The organism is Cohaesibacter haloalkalitolerans, from assembly GCF_003574655.1.
Taxonomy (GTDB): Bacteria; Pseudomonadota; Alphaproteobacteria; order Rhizobiales; family Cohaesibacteraceae; genus Cohaesibacter; species Cohaesibacter haloalkalitolerans.
The window spans coordinates 235,036-259,634 of the sequence record NZ_QNUM01000003.1 but is presented as its reverse complement, the minus strand read 5'-3'; the positions used below and the strand labels follow the sequence as shown (position 1 = coordinate 259,634).

Sequence of the window (24,599 nt, the reverse complement as noted above, 5' to 3'; positions counted from 1 at the left end):
TGTTCTTGCGCTTGGCTCCCTGATTACCTTCATGTCCATGATTGGTGTGTGGATGCAGGTTCTGGTGTAATCGGGCCAGGTGATCCCACTATTGTGAACAAAGATAAGATCGGGGGTTTTACATATTCCCGGTTTTGTGCGGCGGCTTCTGCCGGTCTTCGGCCTGTTGGGTCAAATGTCAAAAAGCGGCCGGTCGGGCTTTGCCATTCTCGGTGACCTTTTCTATTCTCGTGATCCTGTGCGATATGATTCTCGCGCTTTGGTATCTGTTCTTGCGAGATTTGACGGGAAGGCTTGTGTTCCATGGATGGACTGTCTGACACTCTGAAATTCATTCATCTGCATGTGCACTCGGCTTACTCCTTGCTGGAGGGAGCGATGCCCGTTGCCAAGATCATCAAGAAGACCAAAAGCCTCCATATGCCTGCGGTGGCAATCACCGATACGCGCAACATGTTCGGGGCGCTCGAATTCTCGGAAAAGGCTGTTTCTGAGGGCATTCAGCCGATCATGGCCTGTCAGGTAGAACTCAACTGCCAGGACGGCGATTTTCAGGGGGCGGGTCATACGCAGTTGCCGTCGCTCGTGTTGTTGGCGGCGACCGACGAGGGTTGGGCAAACATGAAGCTTCTGGTGTCCCGCTCCTATCTCGCGCCGGAAGACGATCGGGAGCCGCATGTCAGTATTTCAGACCTTGAGGAGTTGGGAGCAGGGATCATTTGTCTGACTGGCGGCAGCAACGGTCCTGTTGACCGAATGCTGGCGAGCAATCATGCGCCAAAGGCGAGGGACCGTCTGGCTGCACTCAAGACCATTTTTGGCGACCGCCTCTATGTCGAGATCATGCGTCAGGGCATGGCTTCAGAGGTTGCGGTGGAGCCGCTGATCATAGATCTCGCTTATGAGATGGACATTCCTCTGGTCGCTACGAATGACGTCTATTTCAGTGAGAAGGAAGATTTCGAGGCCCATGATGCGCTGCTGGCCATCGCCGAGAGCAAGGTTCTCATTCAAAGTGACCGGCGGCAGCTGACCCGCGACTATTATCTGAAATCGCAGGAAGAGATGGTCGAGCTGTTCTCGGATCTTCCTGAGGCGCTTGAAAATACAATCGAGATTGCCCGCCGTTGTTCAACGCGCGTGCGCACGGTCAAACCGCTCCTGCCGCGGTTTGCCGGTGCTGACGCCGATCCGGAGGAAGCCGAGCGCCATGAGGCTGCCGAGCTGCGTAAACAGGCCGAGGAAGGTCTGCGCAAGCGCCTTGATGTGCACGGGCTGGCTCCCGGGTTGACCGAGGAATCCTATTGGGAGCGACTCGAGTTTGAGCTCGGCATCATCGTTTCGATGAAGTTTCCCGGCTACTTCCTCATCGTTGCCGACTTCATCAAGTGGGCCAAGGAACATGGCATCCCTGTCGGGCCGGGCCGTGGCTCCGGTGCGGGGTCGCTGGTGGCCTGGTCGCTGACCATTACCGACCTTGATCCCTTGCGCTTTGCCCTGCTGTTCGAACGTTTCCTCAATCCGGAACGCGTGTCGATGCCCGACTTCGATATCGACTTCTGTCAGGACCGGCGTGAAGAAGTGGTGCATTATGTTCAGCGCAAATATGGCTGGAGCAATGTGGGGCAGATCATCACCTATGGTACGCTGCAGGCCCGAATGGTGCTGCGCGACGTGGGGCGCGTCTTGCAGATGCCGTTCGGTCAGGTCGACAAGCTGTGCAAGCTGGTGCCAATGAAGGGAGCGGTTTCCGTGTCGCTACCCGAGGCGCTGGAGCAGGAGCCCCGTCTTGTCGAGGCGCGCAAGGAAGAGGAAATCGTTGATCGACTCATTTCCATTTCGCTGAAGCTTGAGGGGCTTTATCGTCATACCTCGACCCACGCGGCTGGTGTGGTGATCGGCGACCGGTCACTCGACAAGCTGGTGCCGATGTACCGCGACCCGCGCTCTGACATGCCGGTCACCCAGTTCAACATGAAGTGGGTGGAAAAGACAGGTCTGGTCAAGTTTGACTTCCTTGGCCTCAAGACGCTTACGGTGCTGCAGACCGCTGTGCGGTTCGTGGCCCAGCGCGGGATTGAGCTCAATCTGTCCGAGATCCCGATTGACGATCCGAAATCCTACGAGATTCTCTGCAAGGGCGAGACCGTCGGTGTGTTCCAGCTTGAAAGTATGGGCATGCGCAAGGCACTGCTCGACATGAAGCCTGACCAGTTCGAGGACATCATCGCTATCGTGGCGCTCTATCGACCGGGGCCAATGGCCAACATTCCGGTCTATTGCGCCCGAAAGCGTGGCGAGGAAAAGCCGGACTATATGCATGATCTGCTTGAGCCGGTGCTCAAGGAAACCTACGGCATCATCATCTACCAGGAACAGGTGATGCAGATCGCGCAGATCCTTTCCGGCTATACCCTCGGTCAGGCTGACATGCTTCGCCGCGCGATGGGCAAGAAGATCCGCGAGGAGATGGAAAAGCAGCGGGTGTTCTTCTGCGATGGTGCTGAGGAACGTGGCGTTGCCCGTGAGCAGGCTTCCGAGATCTATGACCTCGTTGCCAAGTTCGCCGACTATGGCTTTAACAAGTCACACGCGGCGGCTTATGCTCTGGTGGCCTATCAGACCGCCTATATGAAGGCCAATTATCCGGTTGAATTTCTCGCCGCCATCATGACGCTCGATATGAACAACACGGACAAACTCTCGGAATTCCGCCGGGACGCCATCCGCCTGGGTATCGAGGTGCGTCCGCCGTCCATCAATGAATCCGGCGTCGAGTTTGTGGTCAAGGATGGATCGATCATCTATTCCATGGCCGCCATCAAGGGTGTCGGGCAGCCTGCCGCCGAACACATCATGGACGTGCGCGGCGACAAGCCGTTCAAGGATCTGGCCGATTTCGCCAAGCGCATCAGCCCGCGCGTGATCAACAAGCGGACGATCGAGAATCTGGCCGCCGCTGGCACCTTTGATGTGCTCAATCCGAACCGGGCGCAGGTTGTTGCCTCCATCGACGTGATCATGGGCGAGGCCACCAGCCATACCCGCGATGCGTCTTCCGGGCAGGGCGGTCTGTTTGGTGAGCAGGAAGCGGCGCCGCTGCCGTTGCCTGATGTTCGACCATGGACCAGCGAGCAGAAGCTGCAGCGGGAATATAGCGCCATCGGCTTTTATCTTTCCGCGCATCCTCTCGATGAATATGTGCCGCAGCTTGAGAAGATGCGAATCCAGCTATGGCAACCGTTCGAGCTGGCCGTCAAGCAGGGCGCGAGCGCAGGCCGTCTAGCCGGGACCATTACGGCGCGTCAGGAACGCAAGACCAAGACCGGCAACAGGATGGGCATTATCACAGTATCCGATCCGACCGGGCAGTATGAGGCGGTGCTATTCTCCGAGGCACTGGCGCGGTTCCGCGATATGCTTGAGCCAGGTAAGACGGTCATTCTTGAGGTTGGGGCAGATGAAAGGCCGGAGGGCATTTCTGTGCGCATCAACAACGTGCGGCCGCTTGAAAGCGATGGCATGCAAAAGGTCATGCGGGTGTTTGTCAATGATCCCAAGCCGCTGTCTTCGCTGCAAAAGCAGCTTGACGATCGCGGCGATGGCGAGGTTTCGGTCATCGTGATGCTGGACGAGGGCCAGTGCGAGGTCGAGATGCGGCTCAAGGGCAAATATTATGTCTCGCCGGAAGTCGGGCGCGCGCTGAAGGCAATCCCGGGTGTTGTCGATGTCGAGGTGGGGGCAGCCTAGGATCTCGGCGCTATCTCTATGCGGTCGAGCTCTTGCTGACATAGGAAGAAAAGCCATCGACGAGGCAGTCAAAGGCGGCGCGGATGCGCGGCTCATGGCGCAGGTCCTCGTGGGTGACGATCCATGTATCGAGGGCGAAGGGCGGGATGTCCAACAGAATCTGTCTTAAAGACGGGTGCCGCCTGCCGATCGGGACTTGAAGATAGGCGATGCCAAGACCGGCGAGGGCTGCGGCCAGCTGCGCGGGGTGACTGTCAGTGCGGATTTTCGGCAGAGCCCAGTCTTCAAGACCGAGACTGCGAACCAGTTGCAGGTCGCTCTTGTTGCGGTCCGGGCCGATCGTGGTGTGATTCTTGAGATCGGACAGCGTCCGTGGCTCCCCCTGTTCCTGCAAATAGTCTTTCCGGGCAAAGAATCCCAATGGGATGCTCGCCACCTTGCGCGCAACAAGGGCGCTCTGGGACGGAGCGAAGGTGCGGACGGCCAGGTCCACCTCCTGATGCAGGATATCGGCAATACTGTTGCTCAGTTCCAGCTCCAGTTGAAGCTGGGGATAGGCTTTGCGCAATGGGGCCAGCATTTCGGGGATGATCTCCGTCCCCATCACTTCCGGAACACTCAGCCGCACTGTGCCAGCGATTTCTCCCGGTGGGGCCGATGCCTGCCGCAGGAAAGCCTCTGAGGCCAATGCCATTGCTCTGGCGCTCGCGCGCAGCTGTCTGGCGTGGTCGGTCGGGGTCAGGCCGTTGAGTGAGCGGGTGAAAAGGGTTACGCCAGTTGTCTGTTCCAGCGCTTCGATGCGGCTGCGCACAGTGGGCTGTGACACGCCCAGACGCCGCGCAGCACCGGAAAGGCTTCCCTCTTCAAGGACGGCGAGGAAGAAGCGTTGATCGTCCCATGAAATCATTTTACTCATAAAAAACATGCTAGCAGATGAAAGTTTTTTCGCAATTTATTTTCAGGCTGGTTTGGGAGATTGTCTCGTTGGTCCGTCTTTGGGGCGTTCCGTCCACGGATCGAGGAAACATGAAAGTGAGTGAGGTTTGGCGATGAGCAAGTCCGGTGAACAGAGGACCGCGCTGGTTTTGGGTGCAACGGGAGGTGTCGGTGGGGCGGTTGCCAGAGCGCTGCTTGCCCATGGATGGCGGGTGCGGACCCTTGTGCGGGAAGGCTCCAGACACCGGGACCGACTGAGCCCCGGCGTCGAGGCAAGGACGGGGGATGCCATGTGGGCGGACGATGTGGTTGCGGCCGCTGAGGGAGCGTCGGTGCTGTTCCATGGCGTGAACCCATCGGGGTATCAAAACTGGGACAAGCTGGTGCTGCCGATGATTGATCACTCCATCGCTGCGGCGCGGGCTGTCGGCGCAAGGATCATCCTGCCCGGCACGATCTACAATTTCGATCCGGCGACAACCCCGGTTGTTGCCTGCGGAACGGCCCAGACTGGCACGACCCGCAAGGGCAAGGTGCGGATCGAGCTTGAGCGACGGTTGCGGGACGCAAGCCATGACGTGCCGGTGCTGATCGTGCGGGCGGGGGACTTCTTCGGGCCGGATGCGCGGTCAAGCTGGCTCTGTCAGGGAATGATCAAGCCGGGGCGACCGCTTGACAAGATCGTCCGTGTAGCCCGAGGGGGCGGGCATAGCTGGGCCTATCTGCCTGATCTGGCCGAAGCGATTGCCCAACTGGCCAATCGAGGCGACGCGCTTTCGATGTTCGAAGATCTGGTCTTTGGCGGTGTCTATGATGAGACTGGTGATCTGCTTGTTTCAGGCATTCAGCGGGTCGTAGGGAAGCAGCTTCCGGTGCGGATGTTCCCATGGTGGCTTATGCATCTGGGCGCGCCTTTTGTCAGTTTCTTGCGCGAGGTGTCAGAGGTGGAGCCCTTCTGGCAGCATCCGATGCGGATGGATAACGCCCGTCTTGTTGCCATTCTGAAAGAAGAGCCGCACACTGAGCTCGATGAGGCTTTACGCGCGACGCTTCACTCTCTTGGTTGTCTCTGAGGTGCCATCAGGCGTCTGCAACGGGGGCTGGCTGGGCCGGAGCCTGTGGCTGGAGTCGCTTGCGTGGGGCAAAGATGATCAGATTGCCGGTGAGGGCAAGTGCCAGGCCGAGGACGCCGGTCCAGTGCCAGACATAGCCTTCGAACAGTGTCGAGACGGCCAGGGCGATGATGGGGAACAGCACCGTCATATAGGCTGCCTTGGCCGAGCCGATCTTGGCGACCAGCATCAGATAGGTGGTGAAGCCGACAATCGAGCCGAATATGGCCAGATAGAGCAAGGCTCCGATATAGGCCGAGCCCGACGGCAGGACGATTGGTGTTCCGGTGATGGTGATGAGCGCTAGCAGGATGAGCGCACCATATCCCATGCCCCATGCGTTGGCGATCACCGGTGATATGCCAATCTGGCTGTTGTGACGGGATACCATGTTGCCGAGCGAGAAGAACACCGTCCCCAGCGTAGCGAGCCCTACGCCTAACAATACATCCGTGCCGTCAGCGGAGAGAATGCCCCGTCCGAACATCAGGGCAAGGCCTCCAACCCCGCAGAGGCTGGCCAGAACCACCTGTCTGGTGATCCTGTCGCCATAGAAGAGCCGCGCATTGACGGCATTGAAGATCGTCGCCAGCGAGAAGATCACCGATTCAAGGCCGGAGGGAATGTAGCGCACGGCATTGTAGAAGCAGATGAAGTTCAGGCTGAACAGGCAGCAGGCCTGAGCGATGATCCAGACGTGATGCTTCCTGTTTGGCAGGCGCAGGCGGCCGGTGGCTGCCAGCAGGATCAGAAACAATATGCCAGCTGTGGCAAAGCGATAGAAAACGGAGACGAGCGCCGGAACGGGGCCGCTCTGAAGGGCGATGGCGAACCAGGTGGTGCCCCAGATCAGGACAGTGGATGCGAAAAGAAACGGGATCATGACAGAAACCTCATAGTGTCAGGCTATCGATCTAGCCGTTTTCGCCTCGGCGTTTTTGCATGATCTTGCGGTGAAGTCATGTGGGCCGATATTTTGATGCTGGTTGAAAGGGGGTGCCGATGGTATGAAGAGGCTCGTCATCTTTTCTTTCATCCGGGCTTTTCATGCGCTCCAAGGATCATTCCGTTTTCAACTTTTTGCGCGACAGTTCATCCGCGATCCGGCATGGCAGCCTTGATCTCGGTTTTGGACGGTCCTGTGCGATCTGGAGCAACAGTCAGGACCATCTCACCTATGATGATCTTGAGGGACACGCCCTGAGCTTCTATGTGCGCGATGGACAGGATGTCTGGCGTGTTGATCAGGAGCCAAAGCATGGTTGGCCGGGGGCGATGTGCATCTTTCCGCAAGGGCAGAGCTCGGAATGGCTGGTCAATGGCCCGCTGACCATGATGCATCTCTATCTGCCGGATGAGGAATTGCGGCGCTGCTACAGCGAGATGATGGACCGGGACGGGCGGCAGATCGAACTGGCTGAGGCCACCTATGTTTCGCCGGACGACCTGATCGTGCCGTTTGCCCATCTGTTTCAGGCAACCAACGAGCGCAATCTGCTGGGGGCCGAAGAGGCGATGGTTGAGCTGATCGCCGGTGTTCTGGTCCAGAAGCGGTTCCATGGCGAGGTGGTCGTGCCCATGCGTGGCGGCTTGTCGGCTCCGGTCAAGCGGCGTCTGATCGATTATATCGAGGCCAATCTGGATCGGGTGATACATCTGAGAGATCTTGGCCAGATTGCCAATCTCAGCGAGTTTCATCTGCAGCGCAGCTTCAAACAGACCTGCGGCGTTTCGCCCAATCTCTATATCGCCCACCGTCGGGTGGAGCAGGCCAAGGGGTTGATCCGGGCAGGTGAGCCGCTGGCTCAAGTGGCCGATGCCTGTGGCTTCTCCAGCCAGAGCCATTTCACTCGCAGCTTCAAGACTGGCACGGGGGCAACCCCTGCGGCCTATCGCAAGGGAGTTGCCTAGCGGTTGTCTGCGGGCGGCGTTGTCTTGACGGGACTGTCGCAGCGCGTTGCGTCTTCACTGCAGACAAAGCCGATGGAGCGGCAGGAAACGACGCCCTTGTCATTGCGGCGACACTGTTCGCAGCCATTTGACACCTGCAGGCAGGTTGGGTTCTGATCCATGAAGCGGCTGAGTTTGTCTCTGGCAATGGTTTGCTCAAGGACAGAGGCCTCGAACTTCTGACGGCAGGGGGCCGGATCTGCTCGAGTCTGTGAGGCGATTAAGGTCGAGAGTAGCAGGGCTGAAAGCAGGACTGAAGGCTGGATCCGGAGACTGATCATCGGTTTTGTCGAAGCTGTGGCCAGATTGGAAGGCGGTGTTTGCGTAGAATTGGGCGTTTGATTGGCCTCGTCAAGCCGCAATTCCCCAAAAAAGGCCGCTCTGTCCCTTGCAATCCATGAATTTACCGCCTATAAGGCCCCTCGAATCCACATGCGGGAGCAGGGTGGCAGCATGGAGAAATGTGCTGACATCCATCCGGTGCCCTTTTTGGCCACTTCCCGCAGAGGTTAAACCGGTAAAGGAAAATATACATGGCACTTCCTGAAGTTTCCATGCGCTCCCTGCTTGAAGCAGGCGTGCATTTTGGTCACCAGACCCACCGCTGGAACCCGAAAATGGGCAAGTTCATTTTCGGCGCTCGCAACAACATCCACATCATCGACCTGTCCCAGACCGTTCCTCTGCTGAACGACGCCCTGAAGGCTGTGTCCGACACCGTCGCTCGTGGTGGCCGCGTTCTCATCGTTGGCACCAAGCGTCAGGCTGCTGGTCCGGTTGCTGATGCTGCCAAGGCTGCTGCACAGTACTATGTCAACTCCCGCTGGCTCGGCGGCATGCTGACCAACTGGAAAACCATCACCCAGTCCATCCAGCGTCTGCGCAAGCTTGACGAACTGCTGGAAGGCGAAGGCAAAGGCTTCACCAAGAAAGAACGCCTGACCCTGACCCGCGAACGCGACAAGCTGGAACGCGCTCTGGGTGGTATCAAGGACATGGGCGGCGTACCTGACCTGATCTTCGTTATCGACACCAACAAGGAAGACATCGCCATTCACGAAGCCCGTCGTCTGGGCATTCCGGTTGCTGCAGTGGTTGATACCAACTGCGATCCGGATGGCATCGACTTCCCGGTTCCGGGCAACGACGACGCTTCTCGCGCAATCTCTCTTTACTGCGACCTGATCGTAGCTGCTGCCATCGACGGTATTTCCCGTTCGGCTGGCGAAGCTGGTGTTGATCTGGGTGCTGCTGAAGAAGGTCTCCTCGAGAGCGATCTCGATGATGAAGACGACGCAGAAGAAGTTGAAGCTGCCGAAGCTTCTGCTGAATAAGCGGAAGTCTGGCGCTTCGGTGCTTACATATTCCTGTCTTGGAACTCTGTCAGCTTCAAGGGAATATGCTCTGCTTCGAATGTGAGATTTGAGGGCTTTGCCCTGAATTGATTGAAATGGCCGCCCGGGATCATTCGGGCGGCTTCTGGCTTGTTTGATAAAGGACGTGAGGCTGCAATGGCTATTACAGCATCAATGGTGAAAGAGCTCCGTGAGATTTCTGGCGCGGGCATGATGGACTGCAAAAAGGCTCTGGGCGAAACCGACGGTGACATGGAAGCCGCAATCGACTGGTTGCGCACCAAAGGTCTGGCGAAGGCTGCCAAGAAATCCGGTCGTATCGCTGCTGAAGGGCTTATCGCCATCTCAGGTGCCGGCAACAAGGCTGCTCTTGCAGAAGTCAACGCCGAAACCGACTTCGTATCCCGTAACGACCAGTTCCAGGAACTGGCTCGCAACATCGCTTCTGTTGTTGTTGAAGCCGGTGACGATCTGGAAGCCATTCTGGCTGCAGATTACCCGACTGGTGGCACGGTTGCTGAAACCATCACCAATGCTGTCGCAACTATTGGTGAAAACATGAACCTGCGTCGCGGCAAGGTGCTGAGCGTGAACAAGGGCGTTGTTGCTTCCTACATGCACTCCGCTACTGCTCCTGGCCTCGGCCGTCTGGGCGTTCTGGTTGCTCTGGAATCTGAAGGCGATGCAGAGAAGCTCGACGCTCTGGGCAAACAGATCGCCATGCACATTGCTGCAACCAACCCGCTCGCTGCTACCACCGAGGAAGTTGATCCTTCTGCGATCGAGCGCGAAAAGGCTGTGTTCTCCGAACAGGCTCGCGAATCCGGCAAACCTGAAAACATCATCGAAAAGATGGTTGAAGGCCGTATGCGCAAGTTCTTCGAAGAAGTCGTTCTGCTGAAACAGACCTTCGTTATCGACGGCGAAAACACCGTTGAGCAGGCAATCAAGAATGCCGAGAAGGAAGTTGGCGCACCAATCAAGCTTGTCTCTTTCGCTCGCTTCGCTCTTGGCGAAGGCATTGAGAAGAAAGAAGAAGACTTTGCAGCTGAAGTTGCTGCTGCTGCTGGCAAATAATCGACTTTCTTTGCCTATTGTGCTGCAACGGGCGTGAAAAAAGCGAAATTCGAAGGGCGTTGGGGATGACGAACCAGCGCCCTTCGTGTATGCAGAGACAGCTTTTCTTCCGGCCCTCTTTCTGTTCGCCGGACAATTCCTGACCCGCGCCATCTGCAGGACCGTTTTGTGGCCGATGCGCGGTCGGGTCGCAATGCTCGAGGTGGCTGACAGTATGGGTAATTTGAAATACAAGCGGGTTCTGCTGAAGGTGTCTGGCGAAGCCTTGATGGGAGAGCAGGGGTTCGGAATTGACCAGAAGATGGTGGCGCGTGTTGCCCGGGAAATAGCCGATGTGCGGGCGCTCGGGGTCGAGGTTGGCGTTGTTATCGGCGGCGGCAACATCTTCCGCGGTGTTTCGGTTGCTGCCAAGGGCGGAGATCGGGTGCGCGGCGACCACATGGGCATGCTGGCAACCGTGATGAATGTTCTCGCCATGGCCAATGCGCTTGAGGATATTGATGTTCCCGTTGTTGCCATGTCGGCGATTGCCATGGACGAAATCTGCGAGCAGTTCACACAGCGCGCAGCCAAGGCTTATCTGGCCGAGGGCAAGGTGGTTCTTTTTGCCGCAGGAACGGGCAATCCGTTCGTGACAACGGATTCGGGCGCAGCCCTGCGTGCGGCCGAGATGCAATGCGATGCCGTGCTGAAAGGCACGCAGGTCGATGGCGTCTACTCCGCAGATCCGCGTAAAGATCCAACAGCTGTGCGTTATGATACGATTACTTACACCGAAGTCCTCAAGCAAGGGCTCAAGGTTATGGACGCTGCTGCGATTGCGCTTGCTCAAGAGGCGAATATCCCGATAATTGTTTATTCATTGCATGAACCCAACTGCCTGCTGGACGTTTTGCAGGGCAGGGGGCGTGCAACCGTGGTTTCGGGCTAGGGCTCTGCAGCGCTTTGCTGCTGGATGCCCGGTCTCCAAACCGGATCTGCGAGAGGGCACTGCTAGCCGTTCCGCATGTCACGTCAGGGGGAAACTGCTCAGGGGAGCTCACATCGAGGGGCATGAGCAAACTAAAAACCCGGAATGAAAACCGACTTAGAAAACAAGAGGCTTTACCATGTCTGCCGAAGAACTGGATCTTGATGACCTTGAACGCCGAATGAAGGGGGCTCTGTCTGTTCTCAAATCAGATCTGTCCGGTTTGAGAACCGGGCGTGCATCCATCGCACTTCTGGACCCGATCACGGTATCGGCCTATGGGCAGACCATGCCAATCAACCAGGTTGGCACCGTATCCGTTCCGGAGCCGCGCATGCTTTCGATTCAGGTTTGGGACAAGGGCATGGTTGGTGCCGTTGAAAAGGCGATTCGTGAATCCAACATCGGCATCAACCCGGTGACCGACGGTCAGTTGCTGCGTCTGCCGATTCCCGAGCTTAACGAAGAGCGCCGTCAGGAAATGGTCAAGATTGCGCATTCTTATGCCGAGAACACCAAGGTGTCTGTCCGTCACATTCGCCGCGATGGCATGGACCTGTGCAAGAAGGCCGAGAAAGACGGCATGAGTGAAGACGATGCCCGTCTCTACAATGACGAGATTCAGGAACTGACCAACAAATATGTGGCCGAGGTTGACAATCTTCTGGCGACAAAAGAAGCCGAGATCATGCAGGTCTAGAGCCTTCAAGGCCCGGATCGAGGCGACGGCCAGCCGGAAGTGGGGGTGGGTCAAGCGTTTCGGTCTGCTTCGGGGTGCCCATTGCGTGCATTCCGATGGTCTGGATGCATATTTGAAGCTAGAATTCGGCCCGGCCATTCTACATCCTTGAGGTGTTGCGTCGGGCCGTTGAGGAACCTAGGGGATAGAAATTTATGGCAGGGCAGGTGCGTTTCGCTGACACTTCCGTTACCGGGACTATGGTCATACCTCGGCATCTGGCTGTCATCATGGACGGAAACGGGCGTTGGGCCAAGGCGCGCAAGCTGACCCGTACGCACGGGCATCGGCAGGGGGTAGTTGCCGTTCGTGAAATCGTTTCCAATTCGATTGAGCTGGGCATCTCCTATCTGACGCTGTTTGCCTTCAGTTCGGAGAACTGGTCCCGTCCCCCCTCGGAAATCCGCGACCTGCTGGGTCTGCTCAAGCTTTTCATCAACAAGGATCTGGCAACGCTGCACAAACAGAATGTGCGCGTGCGGGTGATTGGCAGCCGTGCCGGGCTCGATGACGATATCATCGCTCTGCTGGACAAGGCCGAGAGTCTGACGGCAAACAACAGCGGTCTCAATCTGATGATCGCATTCAACTACGGGGCCCGTCAGGAAATCACCGATATGGTGCGCCATCTGGCCAGACAGGTCGAGATGGGGCAGATGACTGCGGATCAGATCTCCGAGGCTCTGGTCTCGCAATCACTTTATACCGCAGGCATTCCCGATCCTGACGTGATCGTCCGGACGAGCGGGGAGCAGCGACTTAGCAACTTCCTCTTGTGGCAGGCGGCCTATTCGGAATTCATCTTTGTCGATTGCTTTTGGCCAGATTTTGATCGGCGTCAGCTTGAGCTGGCGCTGGCGGAATATGGCCGACGCAATCGCCGCTTTGGTGGCCTGACGACCGATGAGCCGGAAATGGAGCAGAGCGCTGTTGCTTCCGGGGGCTAGTCGCCCCTGTCATTTGATCGGCGATATGGTGTCGCCTGCTGGCTGACCGGCTGGCGGGAAATTACAGGAGACTCTGTTCTGGACTCTTTGAAGAAACCCGTGAGTGATACGGAAGAAAAGGCACAAGTGAAGTCCCTTTGGTCCGATCTGGCCTTGAGGATTGTGTCCGGTGTCGTGCTCGCGGTCGCCGCTTTTGCTGTGACCTGGTGGGGCGGATTGGTCTATGCGCTGTTTTTCGGTGCGGTTACCGTTCTGATCTATCGGGAATGGGTTGCTATGGTCGGGGAGGCGCCGACAGGCACGCCTGCCATGACCGGCTATATTTCGGTGCTCGGCTCGCTGTTCTGTTTCTATTTCGGAGACTGGCAGGCCGGGCTTGCCATTCCGGTGTTCGGGGCCGGGTATCTGTTGATTGCTCGTTGCTCCTATGCTGCGGCCCGCTGGTGTGCTGGGGGGATTCTTTACGCTGGACTGTTTGGCGCGGCAATGCTGCTGCTGCGGCAGGATGCGACCCATGGTTTCTCCGCGATTCTGATCCTGTTTGCCCTCGTCTGGGGAACGGATGTGTCGGCCTATTTCGTCGGCAAATTTGTTGGCGGCCCCAAGCTGTGGCGTCGGGTTTCACCCAAGAAAACCTGGTCCGGCTCGCTTGGCGGGCTAGTTCTGGGCACCGGATTTTCCGTCACCGTCGCCATCATTCTGGGGCTCCAGCCAAGCGTGACGATGGTTGCAATGCTCGGTGGACTTTCTGTGCTCTCTCAGGTGGGAGACCTTGCGGAGTCACAAATGAAGCGTATGTTTGGCGTCAAGGATTCCGGTTCTCTCATCCCGGGTCATGGCGGTGTGATGGATCGCGTCGACGGTCTGCTTTTCGCTGTTGTGGCTGCTGCCGTCATCGGATTTGCCTTTGCGGATATCCATTCCGTGGCCACAGGCTTTCTGATCCAGTAGGCCGAGATCCTGCCGTCGCAAGACCAATGTCGCCTTCCGGTCGATCATTCGAATTCTAATGAGTAGCTTATGCCAAAGTCTTCATCCTCTGACACTCCCGCGCCGACCTATTCGGGGGCACAGAAATCAATTTCCGTTTTGGGAGCGAGTGGATCGGTTGGAGACTCCGCGCTCGATATCATCACCGGCTCGCCCGAGCGCTACCGGGTTGATGCGCTGACGGCCAATCGCAACGTTTCCAAGCTGGCGAAAGCGGCGATTGCCTCCAAGGCCCGCTTTGCGGTGGTCGCCGACGAGAGCTGCTATGGTGCGCTGAAAGACGCGCTCGCCGGACATGACATCGAGGTTGGGGCCGGTCAGAGCGCGGTTGAAGACGCGGCCTCCCGCCCGGCAGATATCGTGATCGGTGCCATCGTCGGGGCGGCCGGAATTTGCCCCACGCTGGCGGCGCTGAAGGCGGGCAATCAGGTGGCTCTGGCCAACAAGGAAGCGCTGGTCTGTGCGGGTGATCTGGTGATGGCCGAAGCCAAGCGTCTCGGCAAGCCGATCCTGCCGGTGGATTCCGAACATAGCGCCGTGTTCCAAGTCTATGAGCGGGACAATGCCAGCGAAATTCTCGAAGTAGTCCTCACCGCATCGGGCGGGCCGTTTCGCACCTGGGACAAAGAGGCGATCGCCAACGCTTCCATTATCGAGGCGCTAAACCATCCGAATTTTTCCATGGGCAACAAGATCACCATCGACAGCGCCTCGATGATGAACAAGGGGCTTGAGCTGATCGAGGCGCACCATCTCTATGGTTTGCCGTCGGAGCAATTGTCGGTGGTGGTGCACCCGCAGCAGATCATTCACGGCATGGTGGCCTATAGTGACGGCTCGCTGCTTGCCCAGCTTGGCGCACCGGACATGCGCATCCCGGTTGCCCATTGTCTTGCCTGGCCGCATCGGGCTCCGGCTGATACGGACCGCATCTCTCTTATTGATATTGGTAAATTTACCTTCGAAGCGCCCGATTATGAGCGCTTCCCATGCATGCAATTGGCAAGGAATGCACTGGAAGTGGGGGGCAGTCTGCCCAATATTCTCAATGCGGCCAACGAAATTGCCGTTGCGTCCTTCCTCGCGGGCGGAATGTCCTTTGGCGGCATCGCGGTTCTGGTCGAGAAGGTCATGGCCGAATTCTTGCGCCGTGGCGAGGTGTGTGCTGCTAATGATGTGGCGGATGTTCTGGCGCTCGACAAGGCGGCGCGCGACGTGGCCAGCCAGTTGCTGAGAGCTGAGAGCTAGTGTTTCCCGTCCGCTGCCAGTTGGTGCCTTGACACTGACGGTGAGTGCGGTCTGATTTTGATAAACCAGTGTCAGGTGTCTCGCTTCCGGTCGGGATGCTGCAAACGGAGGTATTGCCATGCAAGGCAAGGTGGACAAGCTTCTTCTCGACTATGCTGCGCAGTTTTCCTATTTTCCGGCTCCGGGCAGCACGGAATCGGTTGACGAAGTGCGTAAGAAATACACAGACGCTCGGCGCGGTCTGGTTGGGCGGCATGACGACCAGATCTCCATTGTGGACACGGATTTCGGGCGTCGTTTTACGCCCAAGACCATCAAGGCAGGGCCACGCAAGCTTATTCTCTACATTCACGGCGGCGGCTGGCGGAACTGCAACCTTATCACCCACGCCAGCGCCATTGCCGATATGGCTGTGCTGGCCGAGCGGGAGGTTTTCGGGTTGACCTACCCGTTTGCGCCAGAGGATCCACATCCGGCTGCGATCAACATGGTGTGTGAAAAGATCGAGAAGATTGCGGCCGAGGAGCAATGCGAGATCGTGCTTGGTGGCGATAGCGCCGGGGCCAATCTGGCGCTGGCTGCCGCGCTGCGCCTCAGGGACGAGAACAGTCCGGCTGTCGTTTCCGCTCTGCTGCTGTATTACGGCTGCTACAGACGGCTTTATGATACGCGGTCACACAAGGCCTATGGCGATGGCAGCAATGGTCTTTCCACCGATTGGATGCACGCCCTGTGGGATTTTTATTTGCCCGACGGGGTCGATCCGAAATATGCCGATCTTGGCGATGAGGACATGACGGACTTGCCGCCGGTTCTGATCTGCGAGGCGGAATGCGATTGCCTTGCCGACGACAGTCGCTGGCTTGCAGGCAAGCTGATGGAAGCGGGCGTTCGCCATTACTATGCTACCTTCGAGGGCGCGCCGCATGGCTTCATTCATTACAGCAAATATCACGACACCAGCTACAACGCACTGAAGGCTGCGGGTGACTTCTTGGCAATGCTGGAACGCTGAGCCGGCCGTTGCTGCCTCATTTTCGCGTGGACGCGCCCGACGGTGCGTCCGCCTTTTGGCTGTTGAGAGCCATTGCTTCGTCTGTCGCGGTTGATCTCTCCATATTTTGACCCTATTTAAGCCTTCTTTAGAGGATGGGCGGTATTCTCACGCCAAGGAAATTTGGAGATTTGAATGGAATTCCTACAGAGCATTTTTTCTGCCGGTTCCGGTTTGCTTGGCTATGTCATTCCTGCGCTGTTTGTTCTCATGATTGTTGTGTTCTTTCATGAGCTTGGCCACTTCATGGTGGGACGATGGTGCGGCGTGACCATCAGCGAGTTCTCGATCGGCTTCGGCAAGGAGCTGTTTGGCTTCTATGACAAGCATGGAACGCGCTGGAAGGTTTCTGCTGTTCCCCTTGGCGGCTATGTCAAGTTCTTAGGCGATGAAAACGCCGCCAGTGTGCCCGATCAGGAGGCCTTGAACAGTCTTGGCAAAGATGATCGGGAAGGTTCCCTGCATTCAAAATCTCTCTGGGCGCGCGCCGCGATCGTGGCTGCTGGGCCTTTTGCCAACTTCCTGCTTTCGATTGTGATTTTCGGCATGTTGCTGTTCCTCTATGGCAAGCCGATGACGCCTGCACGGGTGGATGCCATCGCGCCGGACAGTGCTGCTGCCGAAGCAGGCTTTGAGGTTGGAGACATCATGCTGTCTGTCGATGGGCAGGCCATCAAGTCCTTTGCTGATGTTCAGGGCATTGTTGCGTTGAGTTCCGGTGATGCGCTGGCTGTTGTTGTTGATCGTAATGGTCAGGAAATCACGCTGATGACAACACCGCGTCGGACCGAAGTCACCGACCAGTTTGGCAACAAGCAGAAAATCGGTGTTCTGGGGATCCGGCACGCGGCTCGGCCTGAGGATGTCGTGCGCAAGCAATATGGTCCGCTTGAAGCGGCTTGGGGCGGGGTGACCGAGACCTATGCCATCGTTGAGCGGACGCTGGGCTATGTCGGGCGGATTTTTGTCGGCAAGGAAGACGCCGATCAGTTGGGTGGCCCCATTCGTGTTGCGCAGGTTTCCGGGCAGGTGGCGACGCTGGGTATCGTCGCCCTGGTCAATCTTGCAGCCATTCTTTCAGTGAGTATCGGGCTGCTCAATCTGTTTCCGATTCCGATGCTGGATGGCGGTCATCTGGTGTTCTATGCATTGGAGGGAATTCGTGGAAAGCCACTATCGGCCAAAAGTCAGGAAGTGGGCTTCCGGATTGGTCTGGCGCTGGTTTTCTCGCTCATGATCTTTGCTACATTCAATGATATCACACACATTTTTATGTCGGACTAGGAATGCAAGTGGTTTTTCTCCGCAGAAATTATTATAGTGATTTCTGCAGAAATTTGTGGCTTATGGGCAACGGAACGTCGTCTTTGTTGTAGTTAGGTGCCTTCGGGGGGTTGATCCTTTTACGATTCAAGGTAAAACCTTTTTAGGCATATAGATTCCAATTCGTGGGTCGTATATGTATCCCATTCGATTTGATGATTTAGAAAAAGAGTGTTGGGGCTGATGAAAAAAGTTAAGACCATCGCGTGGAAAGCGGCACTGGCCACCGTTATGTGTGCAGGCGCGCAGCTCGGTCCTGTAGATATTTTTGCAATCAGTCCGGCCTTCGCGCAAACGGTCAGTCAGGTCGTGGTGCGCGGCAACGCTCGGGTGTCTGATGACACGATCCGTTCCTACGTTGTTGTGAAGGCGGGGCAGCGGTCCAGCGCTTACGACATCGATGAGTCACTCAAGGCACTCTATCAGACGGGCCTGTTCAAGGATGTCGATATCCGGTTGAGCGGGTCTTCCCTGATTGTCAATGTGCAGGAAAACGCGGTTATCAACCGCATTTCGTTCGAAGGCAACAAGCGTATCAAGGATGCCGACCTCAATACGGTGGTTACCTCCAAGAGTCGTGGTATCCTCAGCGAAAACCGCATTCAGACAGATGTGCAGCGCATTCTTGAAGCCTACCGGCGTGCCGGTCGTTTCGGTGCTCGCGTAGAGCCGAAGATCATCGACCTTGGCCGCAACCGTGCCGACCTCGTGTTTGAAATCACTGAAGGTGCGAAGACTGCTGTTGCCAAGATTGCCATTCTCGGCAACAAGGCCTTCGGCGACAATCGCCTGCAGAACGTTCTGAAGACCAAGGAAACCGGCTGGTTGAGCTGGCTCTTCACTAACGATGTGTATGATGCCGACCGTCTGGCCGCCGATGAAGAGCGCCTTCGTCAGTTCTATCTCAATCATGGTTACGCCGACTTCCGCGTTGTTTCATCCGTTGCTGATCTTGATCGCGAACGTAACAAGTTCTTTGTTACCATCACGGTTGACGAAGGCGAGCAGTATCGCATCGGTGATGTCGAGGTGGATAGCGCTGTTCCCGAAGTGGATGGCGAAACGCTGCGCAGCCAGGTTCATACCAGTGCCGGCGATGTTTACAGTGTCGACGCGGTTTCCAAGTCGCTCGAAGACATGACCATCGAGATTTCCAAATCCGGTTATGCCTTCGCACGCGTCACGCCACGCGCTGACCGCGACTATGAAAACAAGGTCATCAATCTGGTCTATCAGGTTGATGAAGGCAACCGTGCCTATGTTGAACGCATCAATATCCGTGGCAACACCCGTACCCGTGACTATGTCATTCGTCGCGAGTTCGATATGGCTGAAGGCGATGCCTTCAACCGTGTTCTGCTGGATCGTGCGAAACGCCGTCTGGACGCTCTCGGGTTCTTCGACAAGATCGATATCAGCACGTCTCAGGGGTCTTCTCCTGACCGCGTCGTACTGAACGTCGATGTGAAGGAAAAGGGTACCGGTTCTGTTACGATTGGTGGTGGTTATTCTACCGCCGATGGCTTCATTGCCGACGTTTCCGTTTCCGAGCGGAACTTCATGGGCCGCGGGCAGTATCTGAAGGTTTCCGCCTCTGGTGGTGCTACCAAGCAGTCCTACACGCTGTCCTTCACCGAGCCTTACTTCATGGGCCGTCGTCTTGCTGCCGGGTTCGATCTGTTCCACTCGGTTTATGAAGACAACGACTACCGCGATTATGACTACAAACGTGATGGTGGTACTATCCGGTTTGGTCTGCCGATCACGGAAGAGATCTCCTTCAACCCGTACTACACGATTGAACAGAAAGAGATTTCCAACTACACCAAATATGGCTTGCCGACTGCCGCTCCCGGGATCGAGCAGGCGCAGGACGAAGGATCAACGATCAAATCCGCCGTCGGTTATGCGCTTGTCTACAACTCGCTGGACAGCATGAGCAACCCGACCAGTGGTATCTATGGCAAGTTCAGCCAGGAATTCGCCGGTCTTGGTGGCGACGTTCGCTTCATCAAGTCCACGGTTGATGCCTATTACTATCACGAGCTGTATCCGGCTTGGAGCATGGTTGGCATGCTGCGTGTTGGGGCTGGTCATATTCAGGGTGTCGGTGGTGACGATGTTCGTCTGCTGGATGCCTTCAGTCAGGGTGGCGAGACCATTCGCGGCTTCGCATCTTACGGCTTTGGCCCGCGTGACATCACCTCTGGTGAGGCTTTGGGCGGCAAGACCTACTTCAACGCAACTGCCGAATTGCAGTTCCCGTTGCCATATCTTGAAAGCGTGGGCTTGAGTGGCGCTGTCTTCGCGGATGCCGGTACTCTGTTTGGATCCGACGCTGCCGGTTCCTTCTATGACTCCCATAGCATCCGGTCTTCCATTGGTGCTGGTATCATCTGGGCCAGCCCGTTTGGCAGACTGCGCCTTGACTATGGTCACGCTCTGACCAAGGAAAGCTATGACGAGACGCAGATCATTCGCTTCGGCGCTGCGACCTCGTTCTAAGACCTGACAAACACATAGGTAAAAAGCCGCTGCTCTTTTGGGCGGCGGCTTTTTTTTAAGGCTATCATGACCGACGCTGCTTTTTTCTCCAAAGTTGAATCTCTTACGCTGGCTGCTGTTGCCGAGTTGATCGGTGCCGAGCTGCCGGAAGGTGCTCAGGGTGATCTGCTGGTCACCGACGTCGCTCCGATCGATACCGCGGCTGAAGGACACATCACGTTCCTCGACAATCCCAAATATGTGGGGCAGTTGGAAAAGACGCAGGCGAGCGTCGTGATCTGCGCCAAGCGTTATGTGGAGCGTGTGCCGGAAGGGGTCATTGTGCTGGAATCCAAGAATCCCTATCGGGCATTCTCCGATGTTTCCGCTGCCTTCTATCCGGAAGCTGCTGTTCCCATGGCCTATTTTGAGACCAACGGCGGAATTTCACAGGCGGCTCACATTCACCCGTCGGCACGGATCGAGGCGGGTGTGTGCGTCGAGCCGGGTGCCAGCATCGGTGCCAATGCTGAAATTGGTGCGGGTACGACCATCGGGGCTGGTGCCGTGATCGGGCAGGGCGTCCGTGTCGGTCGCAAGTGTCATATTGGAGCCAACTGCGTGCTGCAGCATACGCTGGTTGGCGACAGTGTGATCATTCATCCCGGTGTGTGCAGCGGGCAGGACGGATTCGGGTTCTCGATGAGCGCGACGGGGCATCAGAAAGTGCCACAGATCGGCCGGGTGATCATTCAGGACCGGGTTGAAATCGGTGCCAATAGCACGATCGATCGCGGTGCAAACCGCGATACCATCATCGGCGAAGGCACAAAAATTGATAACCAGGTTCAGATTGGCCACAATGTTGAAATTGGTCGTCACTGCGTTCTGGTTTCCCAGGTTGGTCTGTCGGGGTCGTCGAAACTGGAAGATTTCGTCGCGATTGGTGGACAAACTGGCGTTGCTGGTCATATTACCATTGGAATGGGCGCGCAAATTGCCGCTGTCAGCGTCGTCAAGGATGACGTTCCTGCCGGTGGCCGTTATGGTGGCGTTCCTGCAAAGCCAGTGAAACAGTGGTTCCGCGAAATGACGGCCTTGAGCCGACTTGCGGAGAAAAACAGCTAAAGCTAACAATTAAAACGAGCTCGTCGGAGATTTCCCGCTTGGCGGCGGTCCGGCTGCAGAGCTCAACAAGGGGTCTTTCATACTGGGCAAAAGACCCCGACAGGTGTTGAAGGGAAATACATCATGAGCGAGAAACAAACCCTTGATAGTGCAGATATCATGCGCGTTCTTGAGCTGTTGCCGCATCGCTATCCGTTTCTGATGATCGACCGGATCATTGAGATGGATGGTGACGACAGCTGCATCGGCATCAAGAATGTCACGATCAACGAGCCGCATTTTCAGGGGCACTTCCCGATTCAGCCCGTCATGCCCGGGGTTCTGCTCATTGAAGCCATGGCGCAGACTGCTGGCGCTCTGTGCGTCAACAGCCGCGAAGACATGGGTACGCCCAGCCTCGTCTATTTCATGACCATTGAAAAGGCCAAGTTCCGCAAGCCGGTCGTGCCGGGTGATGTGGTTCACATTCACGTTCAAAAGGTGAAGAACCGCGCCAATATCTGGAAATTTGCCTGCGAGGCGAAAGTCGACGGCGCGAAGGTTGCCGAAGCCGAAGTGAGTGCAATGCTGATCGGGAACGAGCAGAAGTAATGGCCAATATTCATCCAACAGCAATTGTCGCTGATGGGGCTCAGCTTGCCGATGACATCGAGGTTGGTCCTTACAGCATAATCGGTGAGCATGTGACCATCGGCGAGGGTGGCAAGGTCCATTCCCACGTTGTGATCGAAGGCAACACGACAATTGGCAAGAATGTCGAGATTTTCCCGTTTGCCTCCGTCGGCACCATTCCCCAGGACCTGAAGTTCGAGGGTGAGGACGTCGGCTGCGTGATTGGCGACAATGTCAATATCCGTGAATATGTGACCATCAATCCGGGCACCAAGGGCGGCGGCGGGCTGACAAAGGTTGGCAACCATTGCCATCTCATGGTCGGTGCGCATATCGCTCATGACTGCATGATCGGTGACCACGTTATTCTGGTAAACCATGCCACCATTGCAGGGCATTGTGAAATTGGCGACTATGCCATCGTTGCCGGTCTTTCGGCGGTGATCCAGTTTGCCCGTGTGGGCGAGCATGCCTTTGTTGGCGGCATGTCTGGCGTTGAGAATGACGTGATTCCGTTTGGCTCCGTCATCGGCAACCGTGCCCATCTTGGCGGCCTCAACCTTGTTGGCCTCAAGCGTCGCGGGTTCAGTCGCGAGACCATTCACAATCTGCGCCATGCCTATCAGATGCTGTTTACAGAAGAAGGCACGTTGGTGGAGCGGGTTGATCAGGTGGCTGAGGCCTATGCGGACGACGAGAATGTCATGAAGATCGTCAATTTCATCCGCAAGGATACCAAGAAGTCTCTCTGCACACCACGCAGCAACAAGGACTGATCCATGGCTGTTTCCGGTGATGGGCCGGTGGGTATCATCGCTGGCGGACAGGACCTTCCCTTCGAGGTTGTCAACGCCCTCAAAGAATCAGGGCGCGACTATTTCCTGTTCGGCATTGTTGGTGAGGCGGATGCCCGCATCGAGGCGCATCCGCATCTCTGGCTGAAGTGGGGTGAGATCGGCCTTCTTTTCAAGACAATCGAACAAATGGCCATTGCCGAGCTTCTCTGCATCGGGTCCATTCGCGCACGCCCGGATTTTCGCAGCATTCGGCTTGATTTCGGGGCGGTGAAGGCATTGCCTGCCATCCTCAAGATCATGGCCGCCGGGGGCGACGAGGGTGTGCTTCAGGGTGTGGCCCGGTACATGGAAAAGCGTGGGGTCCGGCTGGTGTCGGTGCCAGAAGTTGCTTCGCGGCTGGTCGTCGGGCCTGACCTGTCGGTCGGGGCGACGCTGGCTGAGGCCAATGAGGATGATATCGCGCTCGCTGCGCGGGCTGCAGGCATCATTGGGGCGCTGGACGCCGGGCAGGGGGTGGTTGTTGCCGCCGGGCGCATTGTGGCTCTGGAAGGGCCGGAGGGAACCGACCAGATGCTTGAACGGGTCTGCCGTATCCGCGAGGAAAAGCGAGCGCGCTGGTCCTATGGCAAACAGGGGCTGCTGCTCAAGCGCGCCAGACCGGGGCAGGACCTTCGCTTTGACATGCCAACGATTGGCCCTCGCACCATCGAAAATGCCAATAGAGCAGGTCTCGCCGGTATTATTTGCGCAGAGGGCGAGGTCCTTTGCGCCAATCGCCAGCAGAGCCTCGCCATGGCGAAAGAGGCTGGCTTGTTTCTGCAAGCCAGAAAGCTTGAAGAGGTCGCACTGTAATAAGGTTGTGATTGTCTGGTGTCTATATGCATCTGATGTCCGCGGTCGGGAGAGGTCTCCTTCGCGGTTCCGGGGCTGAGGAGAAGCCGAATGGACGACAAGGGTCCGCTGATCTATATCGTTATTGGCGAGGACTCCGGCGATCAGCTCGGAGCGCGTGCTGTCAAAGCCATCAAGGCATTGTTGGGCGGTCGGGTTCGCTTTGCCGGGCTGGCCGGGGAGCGCATGCAGGAAGAGGGGCTGTCGACGCTCTTCCCGCTCTCCGAGATCGCGGTGATGGGGATCATCAATATTATCCGTCAATATCCTTCCCTGCATCGGCGGGGAATGGAGGTGGTGGAGGACGTGATTGCCAGGAATCCGGATCTCCTTCTGATCATTGACAGTCCGGAATTTACCCATGCCGTGGCCAAGCGCGTTCGCAAGCGGCGTCCGGATTTGCCGATCATCGATTATGTCTCGCCCAGTGTGTGGGCCTGGCGCCCCGGTCGTGCCCGCAAGATGGCGCGCTACGTCGATCATGTGCTGGCGCTGCTGCCCTTCGAGGTTGAGGCGCACAAACGCCTTATGGGACCTCCCTGCACCTATGTCGGCCATCCGCTTATCGAGCGTCTTGACGTGCTGCGACCGCAGGCCGGTGAACGCGGGGGGCTGGACGCCCCGGTTCTTCTGGTGCTGCCGGGGTCGCGCCGGAGCGAAGTGTCGCGTTTGCTGGTCGAGTTTGGCGAAGTCATACGACTGGCAAGGGAGCGCCACCCAAACTTGCGTGTCATTCTGCCTGCGGTCAGCCATCTCAGAGGGCTGATTGATGAGGGGCTGAAGAGTTGGGCCGTCCAGCCGGAAGTCGTGGTCGGGGAAGGCGCCAAGTTTGCCGCTTTTCGCAAGGCCCATGCCGCATTGGCGGCTTCGGGGACTGTCACACTGGAGCTGGGGCTTTCGGGTATTCCGATGGTTGTGGCCTACAAGGTCGACTGGATTGTTCGTCAGTTCAAATGGCTGCTGACGGCCCATTCGATTGTGCTGACCAATCTTGTGCTGGGGCGGAATGCAATCCCCGAATTTCTCGATGATGAGGCCAACGCCCGGACACTGGCAGACAATCTGTTGCCGTTGCTGGAGGCAAGCCCGGCCCGTGCCGCGCAGGTCACCGCTCTTGAAGAGCTTGATGAGAAGATGACGCTGCCTGATGAAACCCCTAGCGAGCGGGTTGCCCGCATCGTGCGGGATTTCCTGCCTAGTTGAGGCGCTTTGCTGCCACGGGGTCTTGGATTGCTC

Annotated in this window: 21 protein-coding genes; 18 read left to right on the top strand and 3 right to left on the bottom strand. The window is 57.1% G+C overall.

The genetic code is table 11. From position 1 onward, the window contains the following. Positions 1-303: 303 nt before the first annotated feature. Positions 304-3,750: a DNA polymerase III subunit alpha gene (gene dnaE, locus DSL70_RS08695; RefSeq protein ID WP_119307530.1), complete on the top strand. Its 3,447-nt coding sequence runs from the start codon at positions 304-306 to the stop codon at positions 3,748-3,750. 16 nt (positions 3,751-3,766) lie between these two features. Here the strand turns inward: dnaE and DSL70_RS08690 are convergent, their stop codons facing one another. Then, positions 3,767-4,666 carry a LysR family transcriptional regulator gene (locus DSL70_RS08690; RefSeq protein ID WP_119307877.1) on the bottom strand — a complete coding sequence of 300 codons (900 nt, stop codon included), beginning with the start codon at positions 4,664-4,666 and terminating at the stop codon, positions 3,767-3,769. 133 nt (positions 4,667-4,799) lie between these two features. Between DSL70_RS08690 and DSL70_RS08685 the strand changes: the two genes are divergently transcribed. Beyond that, positions 4,800-5,759: an NAD(P)H-binding protein gene (locus DSL70_RS08685; RefSeq protein ID WP_119307529.1), complete on the top strand. Its 960-nt coding sequence runs from the start codon at positions 4,800-4,802 to the stop codon at positions 5,757-5,759. A 7-nt stretch (positions 5,760-5,766) separates the two neighbouring features. On the opposite strand, the gene DSL70_RS08680 is transcribed toward DSL70_RS08685, so the two are convergent. Further along, the gene (locus DSL70_RS08680) at positions 5,767-6,681 is read right to left on the bottom strand and encodes a DMT family transporter (protein WP_119307528.1); all 915 of its coding nucleotides are present in this window, start codon (positions 6,679-6,681) and stop codon (positions 5,767-5,769) included. 164 nt (positions 6,682-6,845) lie between these two features. Here DSL70_RS08680 and DSL70_RS08675 point away from each other — a divergent pair, with 164 nt between their 5' ends. Then, positions 6,846-7,709, top strand: a complete 864-nt coding sequence (locus DSL70_RS08675) for a helix-turn-helix transcriptional regulator (RefSeq protein ID WP_119307527.1) — start codon at positions 6,846-6,848, stop codon at positions 7,707-7,709. Here DSL70_RS08675 and DSL70_RS08670 read toward each other — a convergent pair. Beyond that, positions 7,706-8,029 (bottom strand): hypothetical protein, encoded by a 324-nt coding sequence (locus tag DSL70_RS08670; protein ID WP_162916480.1) that lies wholly within the window; start codon positions 8,027-8,029, stop codon positions 7,706-7,708. The genes DSL70_RS08675 and DSL70_RS08670 overlap by 4 nt on opposite strands. Before the next feature lie 252 nt (positions 8,030-8,281). On the opposite strand from DSL70_RS08670, the gene rpsB reads away from it, so the two are divergent. The 15 genes from rpsB (at position 8,282) to lpxB (ending at position 24,566) form a co-directional block, all read left to right on the top strand. Further along, positions 8,282-9,082 carry a 30S ribosomal protein S2 gene (gene rpsB, locus DSL70_RS08665; RefSeq protein ID WP_119307525.1) on the top strand — a complete coding sequence of 267 codons (801 nt, stop codon included), beginning with the start codon at positions 8,282-8,284 and terminating at the stop codon, positions 9,080-9,082. Positions 9,083-9,259: 177 nt separating this feature from the next. Next, a complete protein-coding gene (gene tsf / locus DSL70_RS08660; protein ID WP_119307876.1) occupies positions 9,260-10,180 on the top strand; it encodes a translation elongation factor Ts in 921 nt (306 codons plus the stop codon). A 214-nt stretch (positions 10,181-10,394) separates the two neighbouring features. Further along, the gene (gene pyrH / locus DSL70_RS08655; RefSeq protein WP_119307875.1) at positions 10,395-11,111 is read left to right on the top strand and encodes a UMP kinase; all 717 of its coding nucleotides are present in this window, start codon (positions 10,395-10,397) and stop codon (positions 11,109-11,111) included. A 178-nt stretch (positions 11,112-11,289) separates the two neighbouring features. Continuing rightward, positions 11,290-11,850, top strand: a complete 561-nt coding sequence (gene frr / locus DSL70_RS08650) for a ribosome recycling factor (protein ID WP_119307524.1) — start codon at positions 11,290-11,292, stop codon at positions 11,848-11,850. A gap of 239 nt (positions 11,851-12,089) precedes the next feature. Then, complete coding sequence (locus DSL70_RS08645; protein WP_119307874.1) at positions 12,090-12,836, top strand: isoprenyl transferase; 747 nt, start codon at positions 12,090-12,092, stop codon at positions 12,834-12,836. A gap of 99 nt (positions 12,837-12,935) precedes the next feature. Beyond that, positions 12,936-13,787, top strand: coding sequence for a phosphatidate cytidylyltransferase (locus DSL70_RS08640; protein ID WP_162916478.1), 852 nt, complete (start codon positions 12,936-12,938; stop codon positions 13,785-13,787). Positions 13,788-13,856: 69 nt separating this feature from the next. Further along, the gene (gene dxr, locus DSL70_RS08635; RefSeq protein ID WP_119307522.1) at positions 13,857-15,074 is read left to right on the top strand and encodes a 1-deoxy-D-xylulose-5-phosphate reductoisomerase; all 1,218 of its coding nucleotides are present in this window, start codon (positions 13,857-13,859) and stop codon (positions 15,072-15,074) included. Between the two features lie 118 nt (positions 15,075-15,192). Further along, complete coding sequence (locus tag DSL70_RS08630; RefSeq protein WP_119307521.1) at positions 15,193-16,089, top strand: alpha/beta hydrolase fold domain-containing protein; 897 nt, start codon at positions 15,193-15,195, stop codon at positions 16,087-16,089. A 174-nt stretch (positions 16,090-16,263) separates the two neighbouring features. Further along, positions 16,264-17,412, top strand: coding sequence for an RIP metalloprotease RseP (rseP, locus tag DSL70_RS08625; protein WP_119307520.1), 1,149 nt, complete (start codon positions 16,264-16,266; stop codon positions 17,410-17,412). A gap of 222 nt (positions 17,413-17,634) precedes the next feature. Further along, positions 17,635-19,956, top strand: coding sequence for an outer membrane protein assembly factor BamA (bamA, locus tag DSL70_RS08620; RefSeq protein ID WP_119307519.1), 2,322 nt, complete (start codon positions 17,635-17,637; stop codon positions 19,954-19,956). A 66-nt stretch (positions 19,957-20,022) separates the two neighbouring features. Next, positions 20,023-21,063: a UDP-3-O-(3-hydroxymyristoyl)glucosamine N-acyltransferase gene (lpxD, locus tag DSL70_RS08615; RefSeq protein ID WP_119307518.1), complete on the top strand. Its 1,041-nt coding sequence runs from the start codon at positions 20,023-20,025 to the stop codon at positions 21,061-21,063. 123 nt (positions 21,064-21,186) lie between these two features. Beyond that, on the top strand, positions 21,187-21,654 hold the full coding sequence (fabZ, locus tag DSL70_RS08610) for a 3-hydroxyacyl-ACP dehydratase FabZ (protein ID WP_119307517.1): 468 nt from the start codon (positions 21,187-21,189) through the stop codon (positions 21,652-21,654). After that, a complete protein-coding gene (lpxA, locus tag DSL70_RS08605; protein WP_119307516.1) occupies positions 21,654-22,451 on the top strand; it encodes an acyl-ACP--UDP-N-acetylglucosamine O-acyltransferase in 798 nt (265 codons plus the stop codon). Before fabZ ends, lpxA begins: the two co-directional genes overlap by 1 nt. 3 nt (positions 22,452-22,454) lie before the next feature. Further along, on the top strand, positions 22,455-23,324 hold the full coding sequence (locus tag DSL70_RS08600; protein ID WP_119307515.1) for an LpxI family protein: 870 nt from the start codon (positions 22,455-22,457) through the stop codon (positions 23,322-23,324). Between the two features lie 90 nt (positions 23,325-23,414). After that, on the top strand, positions 23,415-24,566 hold the full coding sequence (gene lpxB / locus DSL70_RS08595; RefSeq protein ID WP_119307514.1) for a lipid-A-disaccharide synthase: 1,152 nt from the start codon (positions 23,415-23,417) through the stop codon (positions 24,564-24,566). Positions 24,567-24,599: the final 33 nt, after the last annotated feature.

Coding starts and splice junctions, on each gene's coding strand:
- DSL70_RS08600 (WP_119307515.1), top strand. CDS start 22,455: ATGGCTGTTTCCGGTGATGGGCCGGTGGGTATCATCGCTGGCGGACAG.
- lpxB (WP_119307514.1), top strand. CDS start 23,415: ATGGACGACAAGGGTCCGCTGATCTATATCGTTATTGGCGAGGACTCC.
- dnaE (WP_119307530.1), top strand. CDS start 304: ATGGATGGACTGTCTGACACTCTGAAATTCATTCATCTGCATGTGCAC.
- lpxA (WP_119307516.1), top strand. CDS start 21,654: ATGGCCAATATTCATCCAACAGCAATTGTCGCTGATGGGGCTCAGCTT.
- dxr (WP_119307522.1), top strand. CDS start 13,857: ATGCCAAAGTCTTCATCCTCTGACACTCCCGCGCCGACCTATTCGGGG.
- pyrH (WP_119307875.1), top strand. CDS start 10,395: ATGGGTAATTTGAAATACAAGCGGGTTCTGCTGAAGGTGTCTGGCGAA.
- rseP (WP_119307520.1), top strand. CDS start 16,264: ATGGAATTCCTACAGAGCATTTTTTCTGCCGGTTCCGGTTTGCTTGGC.
- DSL70_RS08645 (WP_119307874.1), top strand. CDS start 12,090: ATGGTCATACCTCGGCATCTGGCTGTCATCATGGACGGAAACGGGCGT.
- DSL70_RS08675 (WP_119307527.1), top strand. CDS start 6,846: ATGCGCTCCAAGGATCATTCCGTTTTCAACTTTTTGCGCGACAGTTCA.
- bamA (WP_119307519.1), top strand. CDS start 17,635: ATGAAAAAAGTTAAGACCATCGCGTGGAAAGCGGCACTGGCCACCGTT.
- DSL70_RS08685 (WP_119307529.1), top strand. CDS start 4,800: ATGAGCAAGTCCGGTGAACAGAGGACCGCGCTGGTTTTGGGTGCAACG.
- fabZ (WP_119307517.1), top strand. CDS start 21,187: ATGAGCGAGAAACAAACCCTTGATAGTGCAGATATCATGCGCGTTCTT.
- tsf (WP_119307876.1), top strand. CDS start 9,260: ATGGCTATTACAGCATCAATGGTGAAAGAGCTCCGTGAGATTTCTGGC.
- rpsB (WP_119307525.1), top strand. CDS start 8,282: ATGGCACTTCCTGAAGTTTCCATGCGCTCCCTGCTTGAAGCAGGCGTG.
- DSL70_RS08690 (WP_119307877.1), bottom strand. CDS start 4,666: ATGAGTAAAATGATTTCATGGGACGATCAACGCTTCTTCCTCGCCGTC.
- frr (WP_119307524.1), top strand. CDS start 11,290: ATGTCTGCCGAAGAACTGGATCTTGATGACCTTGAACGCCGAATGAAG.
- DSL70_RS08670 (WP_162916480.1), bottom strand. CDS start 8,029: ATGATCAGTCTCCGGATCCAGCCTTCAGTCCTGCTTTCAGCCCTGCTA.
- DSL70_RS08630 (WP_119307521.1), top strand. CDS start 15,193: ATGCAAGGCAAGGTGGACAAGCTTCTTCTCGACTATGCTGCGCAGTTT.
- DSL70_RS08680 (WP_119307528.1), bottom strand. CDS start 6,681: ATGATCCCGTTTCTTTTCGCATCCACTGTCCTGATCTGGGGCACCACC.
- lpxD (WP_119307518.1), top strand. CDS start 20,023: ATGACCGACGCTGCTTTTTTCTCCAAAGTTGAATCTCTTACGCTGGCT.